At 73.0% G+C, this 19981-nt stretch carries 16 protein-coding genes; 5 read left to right on the top strand and 11 right to left on the bottom strand.

Translation table 11 applies throughout. The annotated features are described in order from the left end of the window. Positions 1 to 55: 55 nt before the first annotated feature. From FS793_RS12930 to dnaK, 5 genes are all read right to left on the bottom strand, one after another. The gene (locus FS793_RS12930) at positions 56 to 787 is read right to left on the bottom strand and encodes a hypothetical protein (RefSeq protein ID WP_144720959.1); all 732 of its coding nucleotides are present in this window, start codon (positions 785 to 787) and stop codon (positions 56 to 58) included. Positions 788 to 968: 181 nt separating this feature from the next. Then, the gene (locus tag FS793_RS12925) at positions 969 to 1391 is read right to left on the bottom strand and encodes a heat shock protein transcriptional repressor HspR (RefSeq protein WP_144720956.1); all 423 of its coding nucleotides are present in this window, start codon (positions 1389 to 1391) and stop codon (positions 969 to 971) included. A gap of 11 nt (positions 1392 to 1402) precedes the next feature. Beyond that, positions 1403 to 2356, bottom strand: a complete 954-nt coding sequence (locus tag FS793_RS12920) for a DnaJ C-terminal domain-containing protein (RefSeq protein ID WP_144720954.1) — start codon at positions 2354 to 2356, stop codon at positions 1403 to 1405. Positions 2357 to 2360: 4 nt separating this feature from the next. Next, positions 2361 to 3047, bottom strand: coding sequence for a nucleotide exchange factor GrpE (locus FS793_RS12915; RefSeq protein WP_144720952.1), 687 nt, complete (start codon positions 3045 to 3047; stop codon positions 2361 to 2363). Positions 3048 to 3051: 4 nt separating this feature from the next. Then, the gene (gene dnaK, locus FS793_RS12910; RefSeq protein WP_144720950.1) at positions 3052 to 4926 is read right to left on the bottom strand and encodes a molecular chaperone DnaK; all 1875 of its coding nucleotides are present in this window, start codon (positions 4924 to 4926) and stop codon (positions 3052 to 3054) included. 286 nt (positions 4927 to 5212) lie between these two features. On the opposite strand from dnaK, the gene FS793_RS12905 reads away from it, so the two are divergent. Together FS793_RS12905 and FS793_RS12900 are read left to right on the top strand one after the other, a co-directional pair. Further along, on the top strand, positions 5213 to 5905 hold the full coding sequence (locus FS793_RS12905) for a DUF1345 domain-containing protein (RefSeq protein ID WP_144720948.1): 693 nt from the start codon (positions 5213 to 5215) through the stop codon (positions 5903 to 5905). 75 nt (positions 5906 to 5980) lie between these two features. Then, positions 5981 to 6670 (top strand): DUF1345 domain-containing protein, encoded by a 690-nt coding sequence (locus FS793_RS12900; RefSeq protein ID WP_144720946.1) that lies wholly within the window; start codon positions 5981 to 5983, stop codon positions 6668 to 6670. A gap of 151 nt (positions 6671 to 6821) precedes the next feature. Here FS793_RS12900 and FS793_RS12895 read toward each other — a convergent pair whose 3' ends face one another. From FS793_RS12895 to FS793_RS12885, 3 genes are all read right to left on the bottom strand, one after another. Continuing rightward, positions 6822 to 7193, bottom strand: coding sequence for a cupin domain-containing protein (locus tag FS793_RS12895; RefSeq protein WP_144720944.1), 372 nt, complete (start codon positions 7191 to 7193; stop codon positions 6822 to 6824). 175 nt (positions 7194 to 7368) lie between these two features. Next, positions 7369 to 8526: a cation:proton antiporter gene (locus FS793_RS12890; RefSeq protein WP_144720942.1), complete on the bottom strand. Its 1158-nt coding sequence runs from the start codon at positions 8524 to 8526 to the stop codon at positions 7369 to 7371. A 4-nt stretch (positions 8527 to 8530) separates the two neighbouring features. Beyond that, positions 8531 to 9010, bottom strand: a complete 480-nt coding sequence (locus FS793_RS12885) for a cation:proton antiporter regulatory subunit (protein WP_144720940.1) — start codon at positions 9008 to 9010, stop codon at positions 8531 to 8533. Between the two features lie 275 nt (positions 9011 to 9285). On the opposite strand from FS793_RS12885, the gene FS793_RS12880 reads away from it, so the two are divergent. Then, positions 9286 to 10710 carry an MFS transporter gene (locus FS793_RS12880; protein WP_260980163.1) on the top strand — a complete coding sequence of 475 codons (1425 nt, stop codon included), beginning with the start codon at positions 9286 to 9288 and terminating at the stop codon, positions 10708 to 10710. A gap of 197 nt (positions 10711 to 10907) precedes the next feature. After that, positions 10908 to 11837, top strand: a complete 930-nt coding sequence (locus FS793_RS12875; RefSeq protein WP_222123757.1) for a DUF368 domain-containing protein — start codon at positions 10908 to 10910, stop codon at positions 11835 to 11837. Here the strand turns inward: FS793_RS12875 and FS793_RS12870 are convergent. The 3 genes from FS793_RS12870 to FS793_RS12860 all read right to left on the bottom strand — a co-directional run bounded on the left by FS793_RS12870 (position 11834) and on the right by FS793_RS12860 (position 18177). Continuing rightward, positions 11834 to 12592, bottom strand: coding sequence for a hypothetical protein (locus tag FS793_RS12870; protein ID WP_144720936.1), 759 nt, complete (start codon positions 12590 to 12592; stop codon positions 11834 to 11836). The two genes, FS793_RS12875 and FS793_RS12870, sit on opposite strands and share 4 nt — an antisense overlap. 171 nt (positions 12593 to 12763) lie before the next feature. Next, positions 12764 to 13243 carry a GNAT family N-acetyltransferase gene (locus FS793_RS12865; RefSeq protein WP_144720934.1) on the bottom strand — a complete coding sequence of 160 codons (480 nt, stop codon included), beginning with the start codon at positions 13241 to 13243 and terminating at the stop codon, positions 12764 to 12766. 116 nt (positions 13244 to 13359) lie between these two features. After that, a complete protein-coding gene (locus tag FS793_RS12860; RefSeq protein WP_260980162.1) occupies positions 13360 to 18177 on the bottom strand; it encodes a proline dehydrogenase family protein in 4818 nt (1605 codons plus the stop codon). 177 nt (positions 18178 to 18354) lie between these two features. Between FS793_RS12860 and FS793_RS12855 the strand changes: the two genes are divergently transcribed. Beyond that, a complete protein-coding gene (locus FS793_RS12855) occupies positions 18355 to 19923 on the top strand; it encodes a phytoene desaturase family protein (RefSeq protein WP_144720932.1) in 1569 nt (522 codons plus the stop codon). Positions 19924 to 19981: the final 58 nt, after the last annotated feature.

The raw sequence follows: 19981 nt of genomic DNA, 5'->3' as shown, positions 1-19981 counted from the left end.
GTCGCTGGGACGATCGTGCACCGCGGCTCGGCGCGGCCCGCACGTCCCGCGGCGCTCAGCGCCTCGCGGGCTCCGCGCGCTCGTGGAAGATGCCTGCCATCCACAGCCACACGAGCGCACCGGCGACGATCGTCGCGACACCCGAGCCGATGGCCGTGAGGGCGATCGCGACCGCGGCGTTGCCGAGCACCTGGCTCAGCGTGTCGCTCGTGCCGAACAGCAGGCCGCCGAGCGCGCCGACCGTGCCGGTGACGATCGTCGCCACGAGGCTGCCCATCGGCACGGCCACGGTCGTGACCATGCCGGGGCGCGGCACGCCGTGGGCCCGCAGCACGAGCACGCTCACGACGGCGCCGCCCACGAGCAGCACGACGCCGACGATCGCGAAGGCGATGGTGATGCCCGACATCGCGTCAGGATCGATGGATGCGAGCGTCGCGTTCGCGTCGGCCGCGGCACCCGTGCCGGCCACGGCGTTCGCGATGACGACGACGACGGTCTTCACGATCGTCGCGAGCTGCCAGATCGCGAGCGGCACGGCGAGCAGCGCGAACCCGGCCGTGACGAGCGGCAGGGCGATGGCGCCGGCCACGATGGCGCCTCGGCGCGCCCTGCGCTCGGGGGTGAGGGGCTTCGCGGGCGTCGCAGCGGCGGCTGCCGGGGGCTTCGCGGGCTCGGCCTTCGCCGGCGCGGGCGTCGCCGGCGGCGTCACCGCGGTCGGCGCATCCGGCAGCGGCGTCGTCGGACGGGTCGGCTCGGTCGGCGGGGTCGCGGCGGGGTCGATCACGGCACCATCATGCACCGGCGACGACCGGGCGTTGAGGTGCGAACGGAATGAGCCTCGACGCGAGCCCACGAGGTGCGTGCAGCCTGCGCAGCTCGTGCACCCTTCGAGGCTCGCAACGCGGATCCTGACGTGCGAGCGCAGCGATCCTCGAAGGGCGCAGCTCAGGGAGCGAGCGACGACGTCAGCCGCGATGCAGCGGCCGCCACACGACGACCTGGTTGCGCTTCGCGGGCCGCGCGCCCGAGCGGATCGAGGTGACGCCCTCGACCCCTGCCGCGAACACGCGTCCCCGCCGGTCGATCACCTGGTCGGCGAGCGTCGCCTCGAGCTCGCGCACACGCTCCTTGAGACCGCGCACCTCGTTCGACAGGTCGAGGATGCGGCGGATGCCCTCGAGCGACACGCCCTCCTGCGACAGCAGCTGCACCTGGCGCAGCTGCCCGATGTCGCGCATCGAGTATCGACGCGTGTTGCCTGCGGTGCGCTGCGGCTGCACGAGCCCGATGCGGTCGTACTGGCGCAGCGTCTGGGGGTGCATGCCCGCGAGCTCGGCCGCGGCCGCGATCGAGAAGATCGGGCTCGTCTCGTCGAGCTCCTCCGGCATGCGCCCCACGCTCACCTCGCCTTCGACAGCAGGTCGTCCCTGGGCGACTCGTCGCCCGAGGCCGCCGCGAACGCCTCCAGCGCCTCGCGCTGCGCGGCGTTCAGGTGCGACGGTACCGCGACCTGCACGGTCGCCAGCAGATCGCCGGTGCCCTGCTTGGCCGCGACGCCCTTGCCCTTGACGCGCAGCACGCGGCCCGAGGGGGTGCCGGCCGCGACCTTGAGGCGCACGGTGCCGCCGCCGACGGTCGGCACCTCGATGGTCGCGCCGAGCGCGGCCTCCGTGAACGTCACCGGCACGTCGAGGCGGATGTCGCGCCCGTCCATGCGGAACACCGGATGCGGCCGCACCTGCACCGTGACGATGAGGTCGCCGGGCGCCCCGTTCGTGATGGATGCCTGGCCCTTGCCGCCGATGCGGATCTTCTGGCCGTCGTGCACGCCCGCGGGGATCTTGACGGTCATGGAGCGACCGCCGACCGTGAGCTTGAGCGTGTCGCCCTGCACGGCCGAGAGGAAGTCGAGCTGCGCGTTCGCGGTGACGTCGCGGCCCCGCTGCGGTGCACGCTGGCCGCCGAAGCCGCCACCGCCGCCGCCGAACATGCCGCCGAGGATGTCCTCGAAGTCGCCCTGCGAGTACTGCACCCGCGGGCCGCCACCCTGGTTGAACATGCCGCCGAAGACGTCCTCGAAGCCGCCTTGCGCACCGGGAGCGAAGCGCGGACGCCCACCCGCCATGGCGCGCACGGAGTCGTACTCCTCGCGCTGCTTCGGATCAGACAGCACCGTGAACGCCTCGGAGATCTCCTTGAACCGCGCCTCCGCCTTCGCGTCGCCGGGGTTCGAGTCGGGGTGGAACTGCCGCGCGAGCTTGCGGTACTGCTTCTTCAGGTCGGCGGCCTCGACGTCCTTCGCGACGCCGAGGACCTTGTAGAAGTCCTTGTCGAACCAGTCGTTGCTCGCCATGCGACTACTCGCCAGCGGGCACGAACACGGCCACCTTCGCGGGGCGCACGAGGCGCTCGCCGATGCGGTAGCCGCGCTGCACGACGTCGGCGACGACCATCTCGGTCACCTCCGGGTTCGGCAGCTGCGCGATCGCCTCGTGCACGGCCGTGTCGAACGGCTCGCCCACGACGCCCACGGCCTCGAGCCCGAGCCCCGCGATGGAGCCGCGCAGCTTCTGCGCGACGATCGCGAGCGGCGAGCCCTCGAGGTCGCCGTGCTGCTCGGCCCGGTCGAGGTCGTCGAGGGCCGGCAGCAGCGCCGACAGCACGGATGCCGTCGTCGCCACCTTGTCGGCGGCCCGCTCGCGCTCGACGCGGTTGCGGTAGTTGACGTACTCGGCCTGCAGCCTGCGCACCTCGTCCTTCGCCACGGCGATCTGGGCGTCGAAGCTCGCCTGCTCGGCGGCGAGGCGCTCGGCCTCGCCCTCGAGCAGCGCACGGTCCTCGGCGCTCAGGTCGTCGGATGCGGGGGCGGGCGCGGGTGCCTCGGCACCCGCATCCGCCGCCTGCTCCGTCGTCTCGGCCGCCGCCTGCTCCGCGGCTGCCTGCGCATCCGCAGGGCTCTGCCGCGCCTCGCCGGTCTCGGGGTCGATCCTCCGCTTGTCGCGGAAGACGGGGCCCTCGTCCTCGGGTCGGATGTCGTCGCTCATGCGATCACTTCCGGTCGTTCTTGTCGTCCTCGTCGTCGACGATCTCGGCGTCGACCACGTCGTCGTCGTTCGACGACGGCTGCTCGCCCTGCGGCTGCTCGCCGGGCTCGCCCTCGGGCGCAGCCTGCGACTGCTGCTGGTAGAGCGCCTCGCCGAGCTTCTGCTGCGACGCGTTCAGCGTGTCGAACGCCGTCTTCAGCGCCTCGTCGTCGTCGCCCGCGAGCGCCGTCTTGAGGGCGTCGACGTCGGCCTGCACCGAGGTCTTCACGTCGTCGGGCAGCTGCTCGGCGTTGTCGGCCAGCAGCTTCTCGACCGAGTAGACGAGCTGCTCGGCGTTGTTGCGCGTCTCGGCGGCCTCGCGGCGGGCCTTGTCGGCCGCGGCGTTCTCCTCGGCGTCCTTGACCATGCGCTCGATGTCGTCCTTCGAGAGGCTCGAGCCGCCCGTGATCGTCATCGACTGCTCCTTGCCCGTGCCCTTGTCCTTGGCGGACACGTGCACGATGCCGTTCGCGTCGATGTCGAACGTGACCTCGACCTGCGGGATGCCGCGGGGCGCGGGCGCGATGCCCGTGAGCTCGAACGTGCCGAGCGCCTTGTTGTCGCGGGTGAAGTCGCGCTCGCCCTGGAACACCTGGATGGCGACCGACGGCTGGTTGTCCTCGGCCGTCGTGAAGGTCTCCGAGCGCTTCGTCGGGATGGCGGTGTTGCGCTCGATGAGCTTCGTCATCATGCCGCCCTTGGTCTCGATGCCGAGCGACAGGGGCGTGACGTCGATGAGCAGCACGTCCTTGCGCTCGCCGCGCAGCACGCCGGCCTGCAGGGCGGCGCCCACGGCGACGACCTCGTCCGGGTTCACGCCCTTGTTGGGCTCCTTGCCGCCCGTGAGCTTCTTGACGAGCTCCGAGACGGCGGGCATGCGGGTCGAGCCGCCGACGAGCACGACGTGCGCGATCTCGTCGACCGAGACGCCGGCCTCGCGGATGACGTCCTCGAAGGGCTTGCGGGTGCGCTCGAGCAGGTCGGAGGTGAGCTGCTCGAACTGCGCGCGGGTGAGGGTCTCGTCGAGGTTGGCGGGGCCGTTCTCGGTGAGCGAGAGGTAGGGCAGCTGGATGCTCGTCGACGTCGACGACGAGAGCTCCTTCTTCGCCTGCTCCGCGGCCTCCTTGAGGCGCTGGCGTGCGATCTTGTCCTTCGAGACGTCGACGCCGGTCGAGTCCTTGAACTTCTTCGTGAGCCACTCGACGACGCGCTCGTCCCAGTCGTCGCCGCCGAGGCGGTTGTCGCCTGCGGTCGAGCGCACCTGGATCGTCGAGAAGTCGTCGTCCTTGCCCACCTCGAGCAGCGAGACGTCGAACGTGCCGCCACCGAGGTCGAAGACGAGGATGAGCTCGTCCTCCTTGCCCTTGTCGAGGCCGTACGCGAGCGCCGCGGCGGTGGGCTCGTTGATGATGCGCAGCACCTTGAGGCCCGCGACCTCGCCGGCCTCCTTCGTGGCCTGGCGCTCGGCGTCGTTGAAGTACGCCGGCACCGTGATGACGGCGTCGGTGACGGGCTCGCCGAGGTACGTCTCGGCGTCGCGCTTCAGCTTGCCGAGGATGCGCGCCGAGATCTCCTGCGGCGTGTAGCGCTTGTCGTCGATCGCCGTCGTCCAGTCGGTGCCGATGTGGCGCTTGACCGAGGCGATGGTGCGGTCGACGTTCGTGACGGCCTGGCGCTTGGCGGGCTCGCCGACGAGGGTCTCGCCGTCCTTCGCGAAGGCGACGACCGAGGGGGTCGTGCGGAAGCCCTCCGCGTTGGCGATGACGGTGGGCTGACCGGCGTCGAGGAATGCGACGACGGAGTTGGTGGTGCCGAGGTCGATGCCGACTGCTCGTGCCATGGTGGCTGCTCCTTGGTTCGTGGTCTGTGTCTACGCGGGCTCGCGCCCGTGGGGTCTGCCTGATTCCGGCGGAGGAGCCTGCCGGCAACCCCCCATGACTGACGGCAGGCTCGTCCTCCGGAACCATCGCACGGCGTCGACCCCGACTTGAGCCGTGCAGACTCAACATTGGCACTTGAGTCAGGTGCAGTCAAGTTCTGAGGCTCAGCGTTCCCTATGCATCCGCTCGCCTCCGCCCACCGCGCCGCAGCGAGGGATGCTCGGGCCGCGGGGCTAGCGTGACCCCATGAGCAGGGTGCGACGCAGGCTCCACGGCGAGGCGATCCGGCACACGATCGCGATCGTCGCATCGAGCATCCTCATCTCGGGCCTCATCGCCACGATCGCCGTCGCGACGCAGGGCCGGATGGCGTACGCCGACGTGCTGCTCGTGAGCATGACGCTGGTCTTCGCCGTCTACGGCCCGATCTTCCTGTGGCTCACGCACGTCGCCTTCGGGCGACTCCATGGCTCGGCGCTGCGCCAGCACCTGCAGCGCTCGAAGGAGCAGCGCAGGCTCGTGCGGCTGCTGTTCCTCGGCGGCCCCAAGTCGTGGGCCTCGCTCATCGTGCTCGTCGGCGTCGCGTCGGTGCTGCTGCTCGCCACGGGAGGCGCCAGGGACAGCATCTGGCTCGTCGCGGCATGCGTCGCGTGCGTCGTCGGCACGTGGGTGCTGCTCGTCGCCGTCTTCGCCGCCGAGTACATGCGCCAGTGGGCCACCGACGAGTCGCTGCGGTTCCCCGGCGGCGACGACGACGTGCGCTTCGCCGACTTCGTCTACGTGTCGGTGCAGCTGTCGACGACGTTCTCGGCATCCGACGTCGACCTCGTCGCGACGCCGGCCAGGCGCCTCGCGACCGTGCACTCGATCGTCGCCTTCGCCTACTCCACCGTCATCGTCGCCGTCTTCGCCTCGCTGCTCATCTCGTCGGCGCGCTGACCCGCTCGGCAGGCGGCGCGCCAGGCTGGGGATGTGCTCGGCGGCGCACGCGCTGCACGCCGCTACCGTGGCTGCATGTCGCGCGGCACGAGCATCATGCACCGGGAGGTCGTGCGGTCGACGGTCGCGACGCTCATCGCGGCGGCCATCATGGTGGTGCTCGTCCTCGTGGCGGGGCTGCTCGACCTGCAGATCACCGAGGCCGGCGAGATCTCGGCCGTCACCTTCGCGATGCTGTTCGGGCTCTACGGGCCGATCTTCCTCGCGCTCACGTGGCTGGCGTTCCGCTCGCTCTCGGGCGAGCGGCTGCGCGCGCATCTCGCACGATCCGACGAGCGCAGCCGCTTCGTGCGGTGGATGTTCCTGGCCGGCCCGAAGTCGTGGGCAGTCCTGGTCACCCTCGCCGGCGTCTACTCCGTCGTGCTGCTCACGACCGGCGAGGCCCGCTCGAACCCCTTGCTCGTGATCGTCTGCGTGCTGGGCGTCGCGGGCACCTGGGTGCTCATGGTCGCGATCTTCGCCGTGGAGTACATGCGGACCTGGGCGAAGAGCGACTCGCTCGTGTTCCCCGGCGACGAGCCGCGCACGTTCCGCGACTTCCTCTACCTGTCGGTGCAGCAGTCGACGACGTTCTCGTCGTCCGACGTGCAGATCGTGCGCGGCTCGGCGCGATCGCTCGCGATGGTGCACTCGGTCGTCGCGTTCGCCTACTCGACGGCGATCATCGCGGTCTTCGCCTCGCTGCTCATCGCCGTCGCGGGCTGACGCGGCACCGTCGGCCGGCAGTGCGCAGCCGGCAGCGTCCCTTCATCCGACACCGTCCGCTGGCGGCGCCCGATTGGTCACTTTTGCACGTCGATTGGGCAGCAGTGGTTCGCGACACGCCGTGGAGCTCGCCACTACTGCCCAATCGACGTCAGAGCTCGCGCGCCTCGAACGTGCGGTCGCCGCCGGCGTCGCCCGTGTTCACGGTGCCGACGCGCTCGATGAGCACCGCCTCGACCTCCTCGCGCGCGAGCGGGCAGTGCTCGACGCCGGCGGGGATGACGTAGAGGTCGCCGGGGCCGAGCGTGACGTCGCCGTCGCGCAGCTGGATCACGACGGTGCCCAAGCGCACGAGGAACAGCTCGTCGGTGTCGGGATGCGCGTGCCACACGAACTCGCCCAGCAGCCGCACGACCTTCACGTCGGAGTCGTTGACCGTCGCGAGCCGGTGCGGCTGCCACGGGTCGGTCACGACGTCGAAGGCGGCGGGGATGCTGCGCACGTCGCGCTGGAGGTCGCTCATCCCTCTCATCATGCGGATGCCCGCGGCCTCGTCGCCCGGACCATCCGCACCTCCGTGGCCCGCGCCTGGTCCGCCCGCGACTCGATTGGGCAGTAGTGGCACGCTCCACGGCGTGTCGCGAACCACTACTGCCCAATCGGACGACACAAGTGACCAATCGCGGCGAGGCCGCGCGCTACGCGAGGGCCTCGTCGCGGCGCGGGGCGCGCACGATGAAGCGGGCCGCGAGCGGGCCGACGATCGCGAGGATGAGCACGTAGCAGGCCGCGAGCGGGCCCAGCTCGGTGAAGCCCGCCCCGACCGCGAGCGCGGCGATGATGATCGAGAACTCGCCGCGAGCGATGAGCGTCGCACCGGCACGCAGTCGGCCCTTCGCCTGCACGCCGTCGCGCTTCGCCGCGAGCCATCCGGTCGCCATCTTCGTGGCGGCGGTGACGACCGCGAGCAGCAGCGCCGCGGGCAGCACCGGCAGCAGGTCGGAGGGCACGATCGGCAGGCCGAACGACAGGAAGAAGATCGCCGCGAAGAGGTCGCGCAGGGGGCCGAGGATCGCGCGCGCCCGCTCGGCGATCGACGGCGGGACGGCGATGCCGACGAGGAAGGCACCGACGGCGGCGGATGCGCCGAGCAGCTGCGTGAGGCCCGCGACGACGAGCGTGATGCCGAAGAGGCGCAGCAGCACCTGCTCGTCGCTCGGATGGCTCAGCAGCCAGCGGATGCCGCCCGACGCTCGCTGCGATGCGACGAGGATGATCGTCACGGCCGCGACGGCCAGCGCCACCGCGCCGAGCGCCTGCCACCACGCGGCGCCCGTGAGCACCGCGATGAGGATGGGCAGGAAGATCGCCATCGCGATGTCCTCGATGACGAGGATCGACAGCACGGCGGGCGTCTCGCGGTTGGCGACGCGGCCGAGGTCGTCGAGCAGGCGCGCGATGATGCCCGACGACGACACCCACGTGATGCCCGCGAGCGCGAGCGCGGCCTGCCACGGCATCCCCAGCACGATGCCCACGAGGAACCCGGCGGAGGCGTTGAGCGCGAAGTCGATCGCGCCCGACGTCGAGTGCCGCTTGAGCGACTGGCCGAGCTCGCCCGCCGTGAACTCGAGGCCGAGCATGAGCAGCAGCAGCAGCACGCCGATCTCGGCAGCGGGACCGATGAACGGCTCCGCAGCGCTGAGGTCGATGAACGAGCCCGAGCCGAGCATGAGGCCGGCGAGCAGCATGAGCGGGATGGGCGAGATGCCGACGCGGTGGGCGATGAGGCCCAGCACGGACACGCCGAGCACGACGGCCCCGAGCTCGAGGAGCAGCGCGGAGATGTCGTGCATGGCGCTACCCGCTCAGACGGGTGCGCAGCTGGTCGAGCCCTTCCTTGGAACCGATGGCGACGAGGGAGTCGCCCGCGAGCAGCTGCTCGGCGGGCGTGGGGGCTGCGATGACGTCGTCGTCGCGCACGATGGCGACGATCGAGCAGCCGGTGAGGGTGCGGGCCTTGGTGTCTCCGAGGGTGCGACCCGCGAACGGCGAGCCGGCCTCCACGAGCAGACGGGCGGTGTCGAGCCCCGGGATGGGGCGGGTGACGTCGACCATCGACTGCGTGATGCGGTGCGCGCCGAGCACGTCGGTGAGCGCGTCGATCTCCTCCTCGTCGAGGTGGAGGGCGAGGCGCACGTCGTCGGGGTCGTGCTTGCTGGAGACGCAGAGGTCGGCAGGGCCCTCGCGATGCACGACGACGCTGACGGGCACGCCCTTGCGCGTCGTCATGTCGTAGCGCACTCCCACACCGGGGAGGAGCGTCTGCGTGATGTCCACGGGTGGATCATGCCACCATCCGCAGCGCGTCGGTGCGCGCGGGGTGCGCGACGCGCGGATGCGGTGTGCCGGGACGGTCTCCCCACCGCTCGGTGAGGTGCGAGCGGAGCGAGCCTCGAAGCGAGCCCACCGATGCGAGGGATCCTCTCGAGGCTCGCTTCGCTCGCACCGCAAGGGCCGGTCGTCGGGGCGGTCGAGCCGAGACGGCGAACGGCAGGTGAACGCCGACGCGTCGGGTCGGCTCCCGCGCATCCGCCCGACCTATGCTCGGCATCGTGAGCACCGCGACCGTCGACGACCGCACCCTCCGCCGCCGCGCTCGCGCGTGGGCGCTGTGGGACTGGGGCTCCGCCTCGTTCAACGCCGTCGTCACGACGTTCGTCTTCAGCCGGTACATCGCCTCCGACCTCTTCGTCGAGCCCGAGGTCGTCGAGGTCGGCGGCCGCGCCCTCACGGGTGCGCTCGCCGACAACGCGGCCGTCGTCGCGTGGGCCGTCGCCATCGCCGGTGGCCTCGTGGCGCTGCTCGCGCCCATCCTCGGCCAGCGCTCCGACGGCAGCGGCAAGCGGAGGCTGTGGCTCGGCATCAACACCGGGCTCACGATCCTCGCGATGCTCGGCATGTTCTTCGTCACGCCCGTGCCCGAGTACATCTGGTTCGGCGCTGCGCTGCTGGGCGTCGGCAACCTCTTCTTCGAGTTCGCCTCCGTGAACTACAACGCGATGCTGCACCAGGTCTCCACGAAGGAGACCATGGGGCGGGTCTCGGGCTTCGGCTGGGGCATGGGCTATGTCGGCGGCATCGTGCTGCTGGCGATCCTGCTCGTGCTCTTCCTCTTCCCGTTCGGCGACCCGTCGACGAACGGCCTGCTCGCCATCCCCACCGGCACCGAGGGCGCGGCGCTCGACGTGCGCCTCGCGATCGTCGTGTCGGCCGTGTGGTTCGCGATCTTCGCCATCCCGGTGCTCGTCGCCGTGCCCGAGCTGCCCGCGCGCGAGCGCGGGGAGCGCGTGAGCGTCGTCGAGTCGTACCGCCGCCTCTTCCGCACGATCGTGCGCATCGGCCGCCGCGACCCGAAGACCCTGCTCTTCCTGGTGTCGAGCGCGATCTTCCGCGACGGCCTGTCGGCCATCTTCACGTTCGGCGCGATCATCGCCTCCACCGTCTTCGGGTTCTCGTCGACCGAGGTGCTGCTGTTCGCGATCGCCGCCAACGTCACGGCGGGCGCCGGCACGTTCGTCGGCGGCTGGGCCGACGACCGCTTCGGCCCGAAGGCCGTCATCACGACGTCGCTCGTCGTGCTGTCGACGGCGGGCATCGCCGCGATCTTCATCCAGGGCAAGCCCGCGTTCTGGGTCGTGGGGCTCATCCTCACGATCTTCGTCGGGCCCGTGCAGGCGTCGGCACGCTCGTTCATGGCCCGCATCACGCCGCCCGGGCGCGAGGGCGAGATGTTCGGCCTCTACGCGACGACGGGCCGCGCGGTGTCGTTCCTCGCACCGACGCTCTTCGGCATCTTCGTGACGATCTTCTCGGACACGCGCTTCGGCATCATCGGCATCGTCATCGTGCTGCTCGCGGGCCTCGCGCTGCTCATCCCGGTGTCGGCGAAGCCCGTCGCGATCGACGACGCGGATGCGGTGGATGCGGGCGCGGGCCTGCCCACGCCGCCGCTGCGCGGCGACGACCCGCAGCGCTGACGCGCACGGATGCGGTCCCAGCGGGCGGTCGAGGACGCATCCCGCCTGAGGCGCCGCTGAGGTCGGATCCGCGCGCGGCACCAGCCGCCGACGCGCGCTTCCGCCACCGCCTGGCAGGGTGGAGGGGTCGCTCGCGCGCCCGAGGCTGCGCGGCGACCAGCACCCTCGACCGCTCCCTACCTCCCAGGAGGGCCATCGTGCCTGCCGTCCGCACCCTCGTCGACCTGCTGCGCGGCGCCCTGATCGGCGTCGTGGAGGTGATCCCGGGCGTGAGCGGCGGCACCGTCGCGCTGCTCATCGGCGTGTACGAGCGACTGCTCGAGTCGGCATCGGCGCTCGTGCGCGGCATCGTGCGCGCCGTCGTCGACCCCGTGCGCGGCCGTGGCCTCGCCGCCGCGAGGACGCATCTGGCGCAGGTGTCGTGGCGCGTCGTGCTGCCCGTGGGCATCGGCATGGTGCTCGCGCTCGTCACGGCCGCGCGCGTCGTCGAGCCGCTGCTCGAGGAGCATCCCGCGACGTCGCGCGCGCTCTTCGCGGGCCTCATCGTCGCGTCGCTCGTCGTGCCGGCGCGGATGCTCGGCGCACGCTGGCGCGTGCGCGACGTCGCGCTCGCCGTCGGCGCCGCAGCCACCGGGTTCCTGCTCACGGGGCTGCCGTCGGCGACGGTCGACGACCCGTCGCCGCTCGCGATCCTCGGCTCGGCGGCCCTCGCGGTGTGCGCGCTCGTGCTGCCCGGCGTCTCCGGCTCGTTCGTGCTCGTCACGACGGGGATGTACCAGCCGGCGCTCGCAGCGCTCAACGGTGGCGACCTGCCGACGATCGCGCTCTTCATGGCCGGGGGCGTGCTGGGACTCGCGGTGTTCGTGCACGTGCTGCGCTGGCTGCTCGCGTCGCATCGGCGCGTGACCCTCGCGATCATGACGGGGCTCATGGCCGGCTCGCTGCGGGCGCTGTGGCCGTGGCAGTCCGACGATCGCGACCTGCTGGCACCGTCGGGCGACGTCGCGATGGTCGCGCTGTGGTTCGTGGCCGGGGTCGTGCTCGTCGGCGCCGTGCTGGCGGTCGAGCTCGTCGTCGTGCGACGCCGGGCTGCTGCCGCTGCAGCCGAGAGCGCCGAGACCCGCTAGTCGCCGACCGCGGCGTCGAGCGCTGCGATCTGCGTCTGGACGATCGCGACGGCCTCGGCCGTGACGTCGGTGCCGACGTCGGCCGAGTAGGGCGTGACCACCACGAGCTCGTCGTGGGCGACGAGCGTGTACGTGCCGTAGTGGTTCGACCCCACGAAGCCGATCAGCGCCTGCTGCATGCCCGCATCCGCGACCGCAGCCGAGGTCTCGAAGGGTCCGCGCATCGCGATGACGCCGTCGCCGCCGACCGCCGTGCCCTGCGCGTCGCCGCACGCCGTCGTCGCGGCGACGAGCGCGTCGACGTAGGCGGTGGCGTCGGAGCTCGAGGCCATCCGACCGACGATGATCGTGGAGACGAGGACGCCCTCGTAGGGATGGCCGCCGCGCACGACCTCCTCGGGGGCGACGTCGAGCACCGCCTGCACCGCTGCCGCGCACTCGGGCGCGGACGCGAACGCTGCGGGGTCGAGGCCGGGCACGATCGCATCGCGACGCTCGGTGGCCCAGGGTCCCCAGGACTCTGGCGAGGCCGGTTCGATCGGACGCTCGACGAGTGCCGCCGCGAGGTCGACATCGTCGAAGCGCTCGCCCTCCGGAGTCGGCTCGGGCGAGACGCTCGGCGATGCGCTCGGCGACGCCGACGGCTGAGGAGCGCCGGACGCGGCGGGCGGGTCGGGGTCGAGGGATCCCGGCCCGCACGCGGCGAGCGCAAGGATCGCCGCGATGGCCCCGGGCGCGGCGAGGATGCGGCGCATGCGGGCTCCATTCGTCGCCTCCATCGTCGCGCGCTCCCCCGAACGCGCCCTGGACGATCCCCGTCGCGTCGATCCCGTGGCCACCGCAGCCTGCCTTCCGTCGGGCACCCCGCCCTCGACCAGGCATGTCCGGCACGGGCCGGCGGTCACCGTCGCGACGTCACGGTTCGGTCACGGCTCGGAGGCGTCGTCGGCGAGCACGCGGCGCAGCATCTCGTCGGTCTCGGTCGCCGTGCGGCGCACGCCCGCGTCGTCGACGTACGCGTAGGTCGTCGTGGCGCGGATCCCGGTGCCTGCGTAGCCGAGGCGCTCGTAGAGGGCGCGCGCACGCGGGTTGTCGTCGGCGACGCCGACCGACAGCGCCATGGCACCCGCCGCACGAGCGTGGCGCTCGGCCGCTCGCACGATCGTGGTGCCGACGCCGTGGCCGCGCGCCACCGTCGCGACCTGGAGGTTGCGCAGCTCGGGCTCGCGGCCGAGCGTCAGCTGCCCCTGGCCGACGGGCACGTCGGCGACCCACGCCACGAGCAGCACCGACTCGCCGCGCTGCTGCGCCGCCCACATCCCGACCGAGAAGTCCCGGCCGGCGGGCTCGAGCGCAGCGAGCACCGCGACCTCGTGCTCGGCGAGCACGCGCACGTCGACGTCCATGGCTCCTCCTCCCGTCAGTCCGGCATTCATCCGTTGTGCATCGCAGGCGATTCCGGGTGCTGAGGGGAATGCTCCCTCGAAGGCCGGAATCGCCTGCGATGCGCGATCCCGAGGCGTCACACCTCGAGCGTCGCGAACGCCTCGTCGGGGTTGCCGAAGCGGTGCGCCGTGATCGACACCGCCTGCTCGCGCAGGAACGGCATGAGCTCGAGACGGCCCTCGACGGTGATCGGCGCGTCGTAGACCGCGATCGTCGGGTTGCCCGCGAGCAGCGGCCGCAGCCCCGCATCCGTGCCGCACAGGCGGATGCGACGCGTCGGCTCGCCCGAGCGCACGAGGCCGTCGTGCACGGCGGCGCCGCGGTCGTCGAGCGCCGGTGGGCCGACGGGCAGCACGGCGGCGCCCGAGCGCAGGCGCTCATGGAAGGCGGCATCGGTCTCGACGACGATCTCCTCGACGCGCAGCACGGGTCCGTGGGCGGTCACGAGTCGCTCGAGGCCCGGCGGCAGCGGCTGCGACGTCGAGATGCGCACGGTCGCGCGAGCGCGAGCAGCCGCGGCGAGCACGCGCACGAGCTGCCCCATCGTGCCGTCGTCGGCGAGGCGCACGAGCGTCTGCGTGGGCCGGTGGCGCAGCACGTTGCGCTCGACGCCCAGCGACGAGACGTCGAGCGACAGCCCCAGCTCGGCCTCCCACGCGCGCTGGTCGCTGTTGGCTCCGGCGCGGATGCGGTCGAACTCGAGGAAGTCGAGCTGCGGCGTCGCCGACTCGATGAGGTTCGACACCCGCTGGTGCAGGCCCGCGAGCTTCACGTTGGCGCGCGGCGGCTGGAACACCGGCTGCCAGTCGACGAGCGTCGCGAGGTACGACGGACCGCCGGCCTTCGCACCCGGGCCCACCTGCGACAGCCGCCAGCCGCCGAACGGCTGCCTGCGCACGATCGCACCCGTGATGCCGCGGTTGACGTAGAGGTTGCCCGCCTGCACGCGCTGCATCCACTCGTGCACCTCGTCGACGTCGAGGGAGTGGATGCCGGCGATCAGGCCGTAGTCGGTGCCGTTCTGCACCGCGATGGCCTCGTCGAGCGTGCGCACCGCGACGAGCGACAGGTGCGGGCCGAAGAACTCGGTCGTGTGGGTGAACGAGCCCGGCTGCACGCCCATGCGCACCCCGGGGCTCCACACGCGGCCCTCGGCGTCGAGCTGACGCGGCTCGACGAGCCACGACTCCCCCTCGCCGAGCGTCGTGAGGGCCTGCAGCAGCCTGCCCTGCGCGGGCTCGATGATGGGGCCGACGTGCGTGCGCGGGTCGAGCGGCGAGCCGACGCGCAGCGTCTGCACCGCATCCACGAGCTGGCGGCGGAACCGCTCCGACGTGCCGACGGAGCCCACGAGGATGCCGAGCGACGCCGCCGAGCACTTCTGCCCCGCGTGGCCGAACGCGCTGCGCACGAGGTCGGCGACGGCGAGGTCGAGGTCGGCCGACGGCGTCACGACGATGCCGTTCTTGCCGCTCGTCTCGGCGAGCAGCGGCAGGTCGTCGCGCCACGACGAGAAGAGCGCCGCGGTCTCCGACGAGCCCGTGAGGATGAGGCGACCGACGGCGGGGTGCGCGACGAGATGCCTCGACACCTCGCCCTCCTCCATGTCGCACAGCACGAGCACGTCGCGCGGCACACCCGCCTCCCACAGCGCCTCGAGCAGCACCGCGGCCGAGCGGCGGGCCTGCGGTGCGGGCTTCACGATGACGGCGGAGCCGGTCGCGAGCGCCGCGGTGATGCCGCCGGCGGGGATGGCGACGGGGAAGTTCCACGGGGGCGTCACGACCGTGAGCGCGACCGGCACGGGCTTGGCGTCGTGCGTCTGCTCGAGACGGATGGCCTGGTCGGCGTAGAAGCGGGCGAAGTCGATGGCCTCCGAGACCTCGGGATCGCCCTCGGCGAGGGTCTTGCCCGTCTCGGCGGCCATGACCTCGAGCAGGCGACCGCGGTAGGCGCCGAGCGTGATGGCGGCGTCGCGCAGGATGCGCGCGCGCGCCTGGGCGCCCTGCGCCGCCCATCCCGACGCCGCCTCGACGGCCTTGCCGATGCGCCGCTCGAGCGTCGGCACGTCGTCGATGCGGTTGAGCTCGAGCGTGCGGATGCCGAGCGTCGACTGCGCGGCGCGCTCGAGCACCTGGCGGCCCCATGCGCGGTTCGCCGGGAGCGACGGGTCGGTGTCGGGCTCGTTCTCGAAGCCCTCCTCCTGCGCGGGTCCGACGGCGACCGCGAGGTCGCCGCCGCGGTCCTGCACGCGGTTCGGGGCCGGCGCATCCATCCCCTGCTCCTGCAGCAGGCCGATGGAGGCGAGGAAGCGGTCGCGCTCGCGCACGAAGGCGTCGAGGTCGGTGCCGAGCGAGTACATGCTCGACATGAAGTTGTCGCCCGAGCCGTTCTCCTCGAGCCTGCGCACGAGGTAGGCGACCGCGGCGTCGAACTCCTTGGGCCGCACGACGGGGGTGTAGAGCAGCACGGCGGGCACGTCGGCGCGGATGGCGTCGATGTGCTCGGCGGCCATGCCGAGCAGCATCTCGACGTCGATCGACTGGATGGTGCCGGTGCGGTACGCGACCTCGACCGCGAAGGCGAGGTCGAAGAGGTTGTGGCCGGCGACGCCGATGCGCACGGCGCGCGTGCGCTCGGGCGTGAGGGCGGCGACGAGCACGCGCTTGTAGTTCGCGTCGGTGTCGGCCTTCGACGGCAGCACCGTGAGCGGCCAGCCGTGCACGGCGGCGTCGACGCGCTCCATCGCGAGGTTGGCACCCTTCACGACGCGCACCTTGATGGGGGCGCCGCCCGCATCCACGCGTCCCTGCGCCCACGTCGTGAGCCGGTCGAGCGCACCGAGCGCATCCGGCAGGTACGCCTGCAGCACGACGCCCGCGTGCAGGTGGTGCAGCTCGGGCTGCTCGAGGAGTCGCTGGAAGACCGCGATCGTGAGGTCGAGGTCGCGGTACTCCTCCATGTCGAGGTTGATGAACGCCGGCGCCGGCCCATCGGGGCCCTGCTTCGTCGCGGCGATGCGGTACAGCGGCAGCAGCCGCTCGACGACCGACGCGACCGTCTCGTCGAACGCCCACGGCTGCAGCTGCGGCGCCATGCTCGACACCTTGATCGAGACGTAGTCGACGTCGTCGCGCTGCAGCAGCTCGATGGTGCCGCGCAGTCGCTGCTCGGCCTCCTGCTCGCCGAGCACGGCCTCGCCGAGCAGGTTGACGTTGAGGCGCGTGCCGTCGGCGCGCAGGCGGGCGAACGACTTCGCGAGGCGCTCGGGCGTCGCGTCGAGCACGAGGTGCGACACGAGCGAGCGCATGGCGCGCTTGGCGATGGGGATGATGGCGCCCGGCGCGAGCACGCCGAAGCCGCCACCCATCGTGACGCCGAGCTTGAGGTACCAGTCGAGGAAGTCGGGCAGCTCGCGGCTGAGCCGGTCGAACGCACGGGCGCTCACGGCGGGGTCCTCCGGGCGCACGACGCGGTCCACGAAGCCGATCGCGAAGTCGAGGCCGCGCTCGTCGGCGAGCAGGCCCGCGAGGCGCTCGGCCGAGCGGTCGCGCCGCTTGGGATGGTCGCCCTCCCGGGCGAGCCAGCCGCGCACGCGCGTGATGGCGGCCTGCGCGAGCTCGTCGTCGGTGTCGGGCTCGGTGGGACGCAGGATCGCCGCGCGCGCCGCCGCCTCCGGGGAGAGCGGCGCGGGCGGGGTCGGGGCGGGTCCGGGCTCGGGGATGGGAGCGGCCGCGATCGTGCCGGTGGGGCCGGGCACAAGGGGGTGCGGCGCTGCGGGGCCGGGGGTGCCGGCTGCGGCGCCCGCTGCGACGGTGCCGAGCTCGACGACGTCGGGAGGCAGCGGCGGCAGCGGCGCGGTGCCGGCGTGCGGCGGGACGACGCCGGGCGCATGGCCGGTCGCGGGCTGGGCGGTGGCGACCTCCTCGACGGCCGACCACTGCGCGGCGCGCTCGGCGGACGCGTCGTCGACGATCGCGGACTCGGACCCGGATGCCGGCGGGGCGGCGCCCGGCCCCGGCGCCGACGACGCCGCGGCGGCGGTCGGCTCGACCGCCTGGAACGCGTTGCCCGTGTCGACCTGGATGATCGGGTCGACCTCGAGCGGCGGCACCTGCTGCGTGCGTGCGATGGCGTCCCAGCCGGGCGCGGAGCCGTGGGCATGGTCGGAGGCCGACAGCATCCACCCGCGCGGCTCGGCCTTCGGCTCGAGGTCGTCGGCCGGGTCGACGGACGGGATGGTCGGCTGCTCCTGCGAGAGCATCCAGCCCTCGCGCTCGGGCTCGGGTGCGTCGTCCTCGACGGGCTCGAGCACCGTCGGCTCCACGACGACGGGCTCGGCCGGCGCGTCGTCGGCGACGACCTGCCAGTCGTGCTCGACCGGGGGTGCCGACGCGCGGGCGGCGTCGGCCGCCGCCGTCCACGGATCGCTCGGCTGGGCATCCGTCGCCGGCTCGGCGGCGGGCGGCACCGTCGGCAGCACCTGCGTCGGCGGGTCAGCGGGGGCGAACCCGTCGGCGACCCAGAAGGGCTCCTCGGCGGGCGCGGCGTGCGGCACGGAGCGGGTGCCGGCGAACGGCGGCGACGGCGGGATGGGCGCGACGACGGTCGGGGCGGACGTGGGCGCCACGGGCGCGTCGACGTCGACGACCCCCGTCTCGCCCGTGCGCGGCGCGTGCTGCTCGTCGAGCACCTCGAGGTCGTCGCCGAAGAGGGCGTCGAGGTCGTCGAGGCCCTGGTCGTCGGCGGAGCCGGTGGGCTCGGCCTCGTGCTCGTGCTCGCTGTCGACGTGCGCGTGCGACGTCGCATCCTGGGCGTCCGCGTCGGCCTCGGCCGCGCCCGCCCGGAGGATGTCGTCGAAGTCGGCCGAGTCGCCGCGCGGGGCATCCGTCATGCGCCCATCGTACGCAGCGCGAGCCCGCCCGCCGCGGGCTGGACGGCGGCGTGCCGTCCCCGTTCCGCGCGTCGGATCCGCACGCCGCAGCGTCCTCCGGCGCTCCTCGCACCCGCGCCCCCGTCGTCGCGCGGCGTCGACGGGCACCGGCGCTCGCCCACCCGCTAGCGTCGCGGCATGAGCCCCGCCGCCCGCACTCCCCGCGTCGCCATCGTCGGCGGCGGCCACAACGCGCTCGCCGCAGCCGCCTACCTCGGCCGCGCCGGCGTCGACGTCACGGTGCTCGAGCGGCTCGAGCACGTGGGCGGCGCCGCGGTGTCGGCGCAGGCGTTCGCGGGCGTCGACGCGCGGCTGTCGCGCTACTCGTACCTCGTGAGCCTGCTGCCGCAGCGCATCGTCGACGACCTGGGGCTCGCCGTGCCGCGCGCCCGCCGCCGCTACTCGTCGTACACGCCCGTGCCGGGCAGCGACGCCGGGCTGCTCGTCGACGAGCAGGACGCCGACGCGACGCGGGCGTCGTTCGCCGCGATCGGCGCCGCCGGCGATGCCGACCGCTTCGCCGACCTCTACCGCCGCACCGCCCTCGTGGCGCAGGCGGTCTTCCCGACCATGACCGAGCGGCTGCCGCTGCGCGCCGACGTGCAGGCCCGCGCTGGTGCGGCGTCGGCGTGGACGGAGCTCGTGGATGCGCCCATCGCGCAGGCGATCGAGGCGGCGGTGGCCCACGACGTCGTGCGCGGCGTCGTCGCGACCGACGCGCTCATCGGCACGTTCGACGACCTCCGCACCGGCTACGCGGGCAACCGCTGCATGCTCTACCACGTCATCGGCGGCGGCACGGGGGACTGGGACGTGCCGATCGGCGGCATGGGACGCGTCTCGGGTGGCCTCGCCGACGCCGCCCGCGCCGCCGGCGCGCGCATCCGCACCGGCGCGACCGCCACGGCGCTCTCGCCCGACGGCGACGTCGCGTGGATCGAGCGCGACGCCGAGCACCGCGAGGGCTTCGACCTCGTGCTCTCCGGCGTCGCCCCCGCCGTGCTCGCGCGCCTGCTCGGCGAGGAGGCGCCGCAGCCCGAGGGCGCGCAGGTGAAGGTGAACATGGTGCTGTCGCGCCTGCCGCGACTGCGCGGCGGCATCGCGCCCGAGGCGGCGTTCGGCGGCACGTTCCACGTGCAGGAGTCGTGGTCGCAGCTCGACGCGGCCCAGCGCGTCGCGGCCGCCGGCGGCATCCCCGACCCGCTGCCGTGCGAGATCTACTGCCACACGCTCTCGGACCCGTCGATCCTCTCCCCCGAGCTCGCCGCATCCGGCGCCCACACGCTCACGGTCTTCGGCCTGCAGACGCCCGATCGCATCCTCGGCGACGCCCGCCCGGGCACGCCCGCGCACGACGCCCTGCGCGACCGGCTGCAGGATGCGGTGCTGCGCTCGCTCGATGCCGTGCTCGACGAGCCCATCGCGCCGCTGCTGCTGCCCGACGCCGACGGCCGCCCGTGCATCGAGACGAAGACCACGCGAGACGTCGAGGATGCGCTGGCGATGCCGGGCGGCGACATCTTCCACGGCGCGCTGTCGTGGCCGTGGCTCGAGGAGGCGCCCGGCTCGATCGCCGAGGCGTGGGGCGTCGAGACGGCGCACGACCGCATCCTCATGGCCGGCTCCGGCGCTCGCCGCGGCGGGGCCGTCTCGGGCGTCGGCGGTCACAACGCCGCCCACGCGGCGCTCGAGCTGCTGCGCGTCTGAGGCACCTGGGCAGTTCTCCCCATCGCGCATCCAGCCGGCCGCGGATAGGTTCGGGATC

Source organism: Agrococcus jejuensis (genome assembly GCF_007679035.1).
Taxonomy (GTDB): domain Bacteria; phylum Actinomycetota; class Actinomycetes; order Actinomycetales; family Microbacteriaceae; genus Agrococcus; species Agrococcus jejuensis_A.
This window is presented reverse-complemented; position numbering and strand designations above follow the sequence as displayed.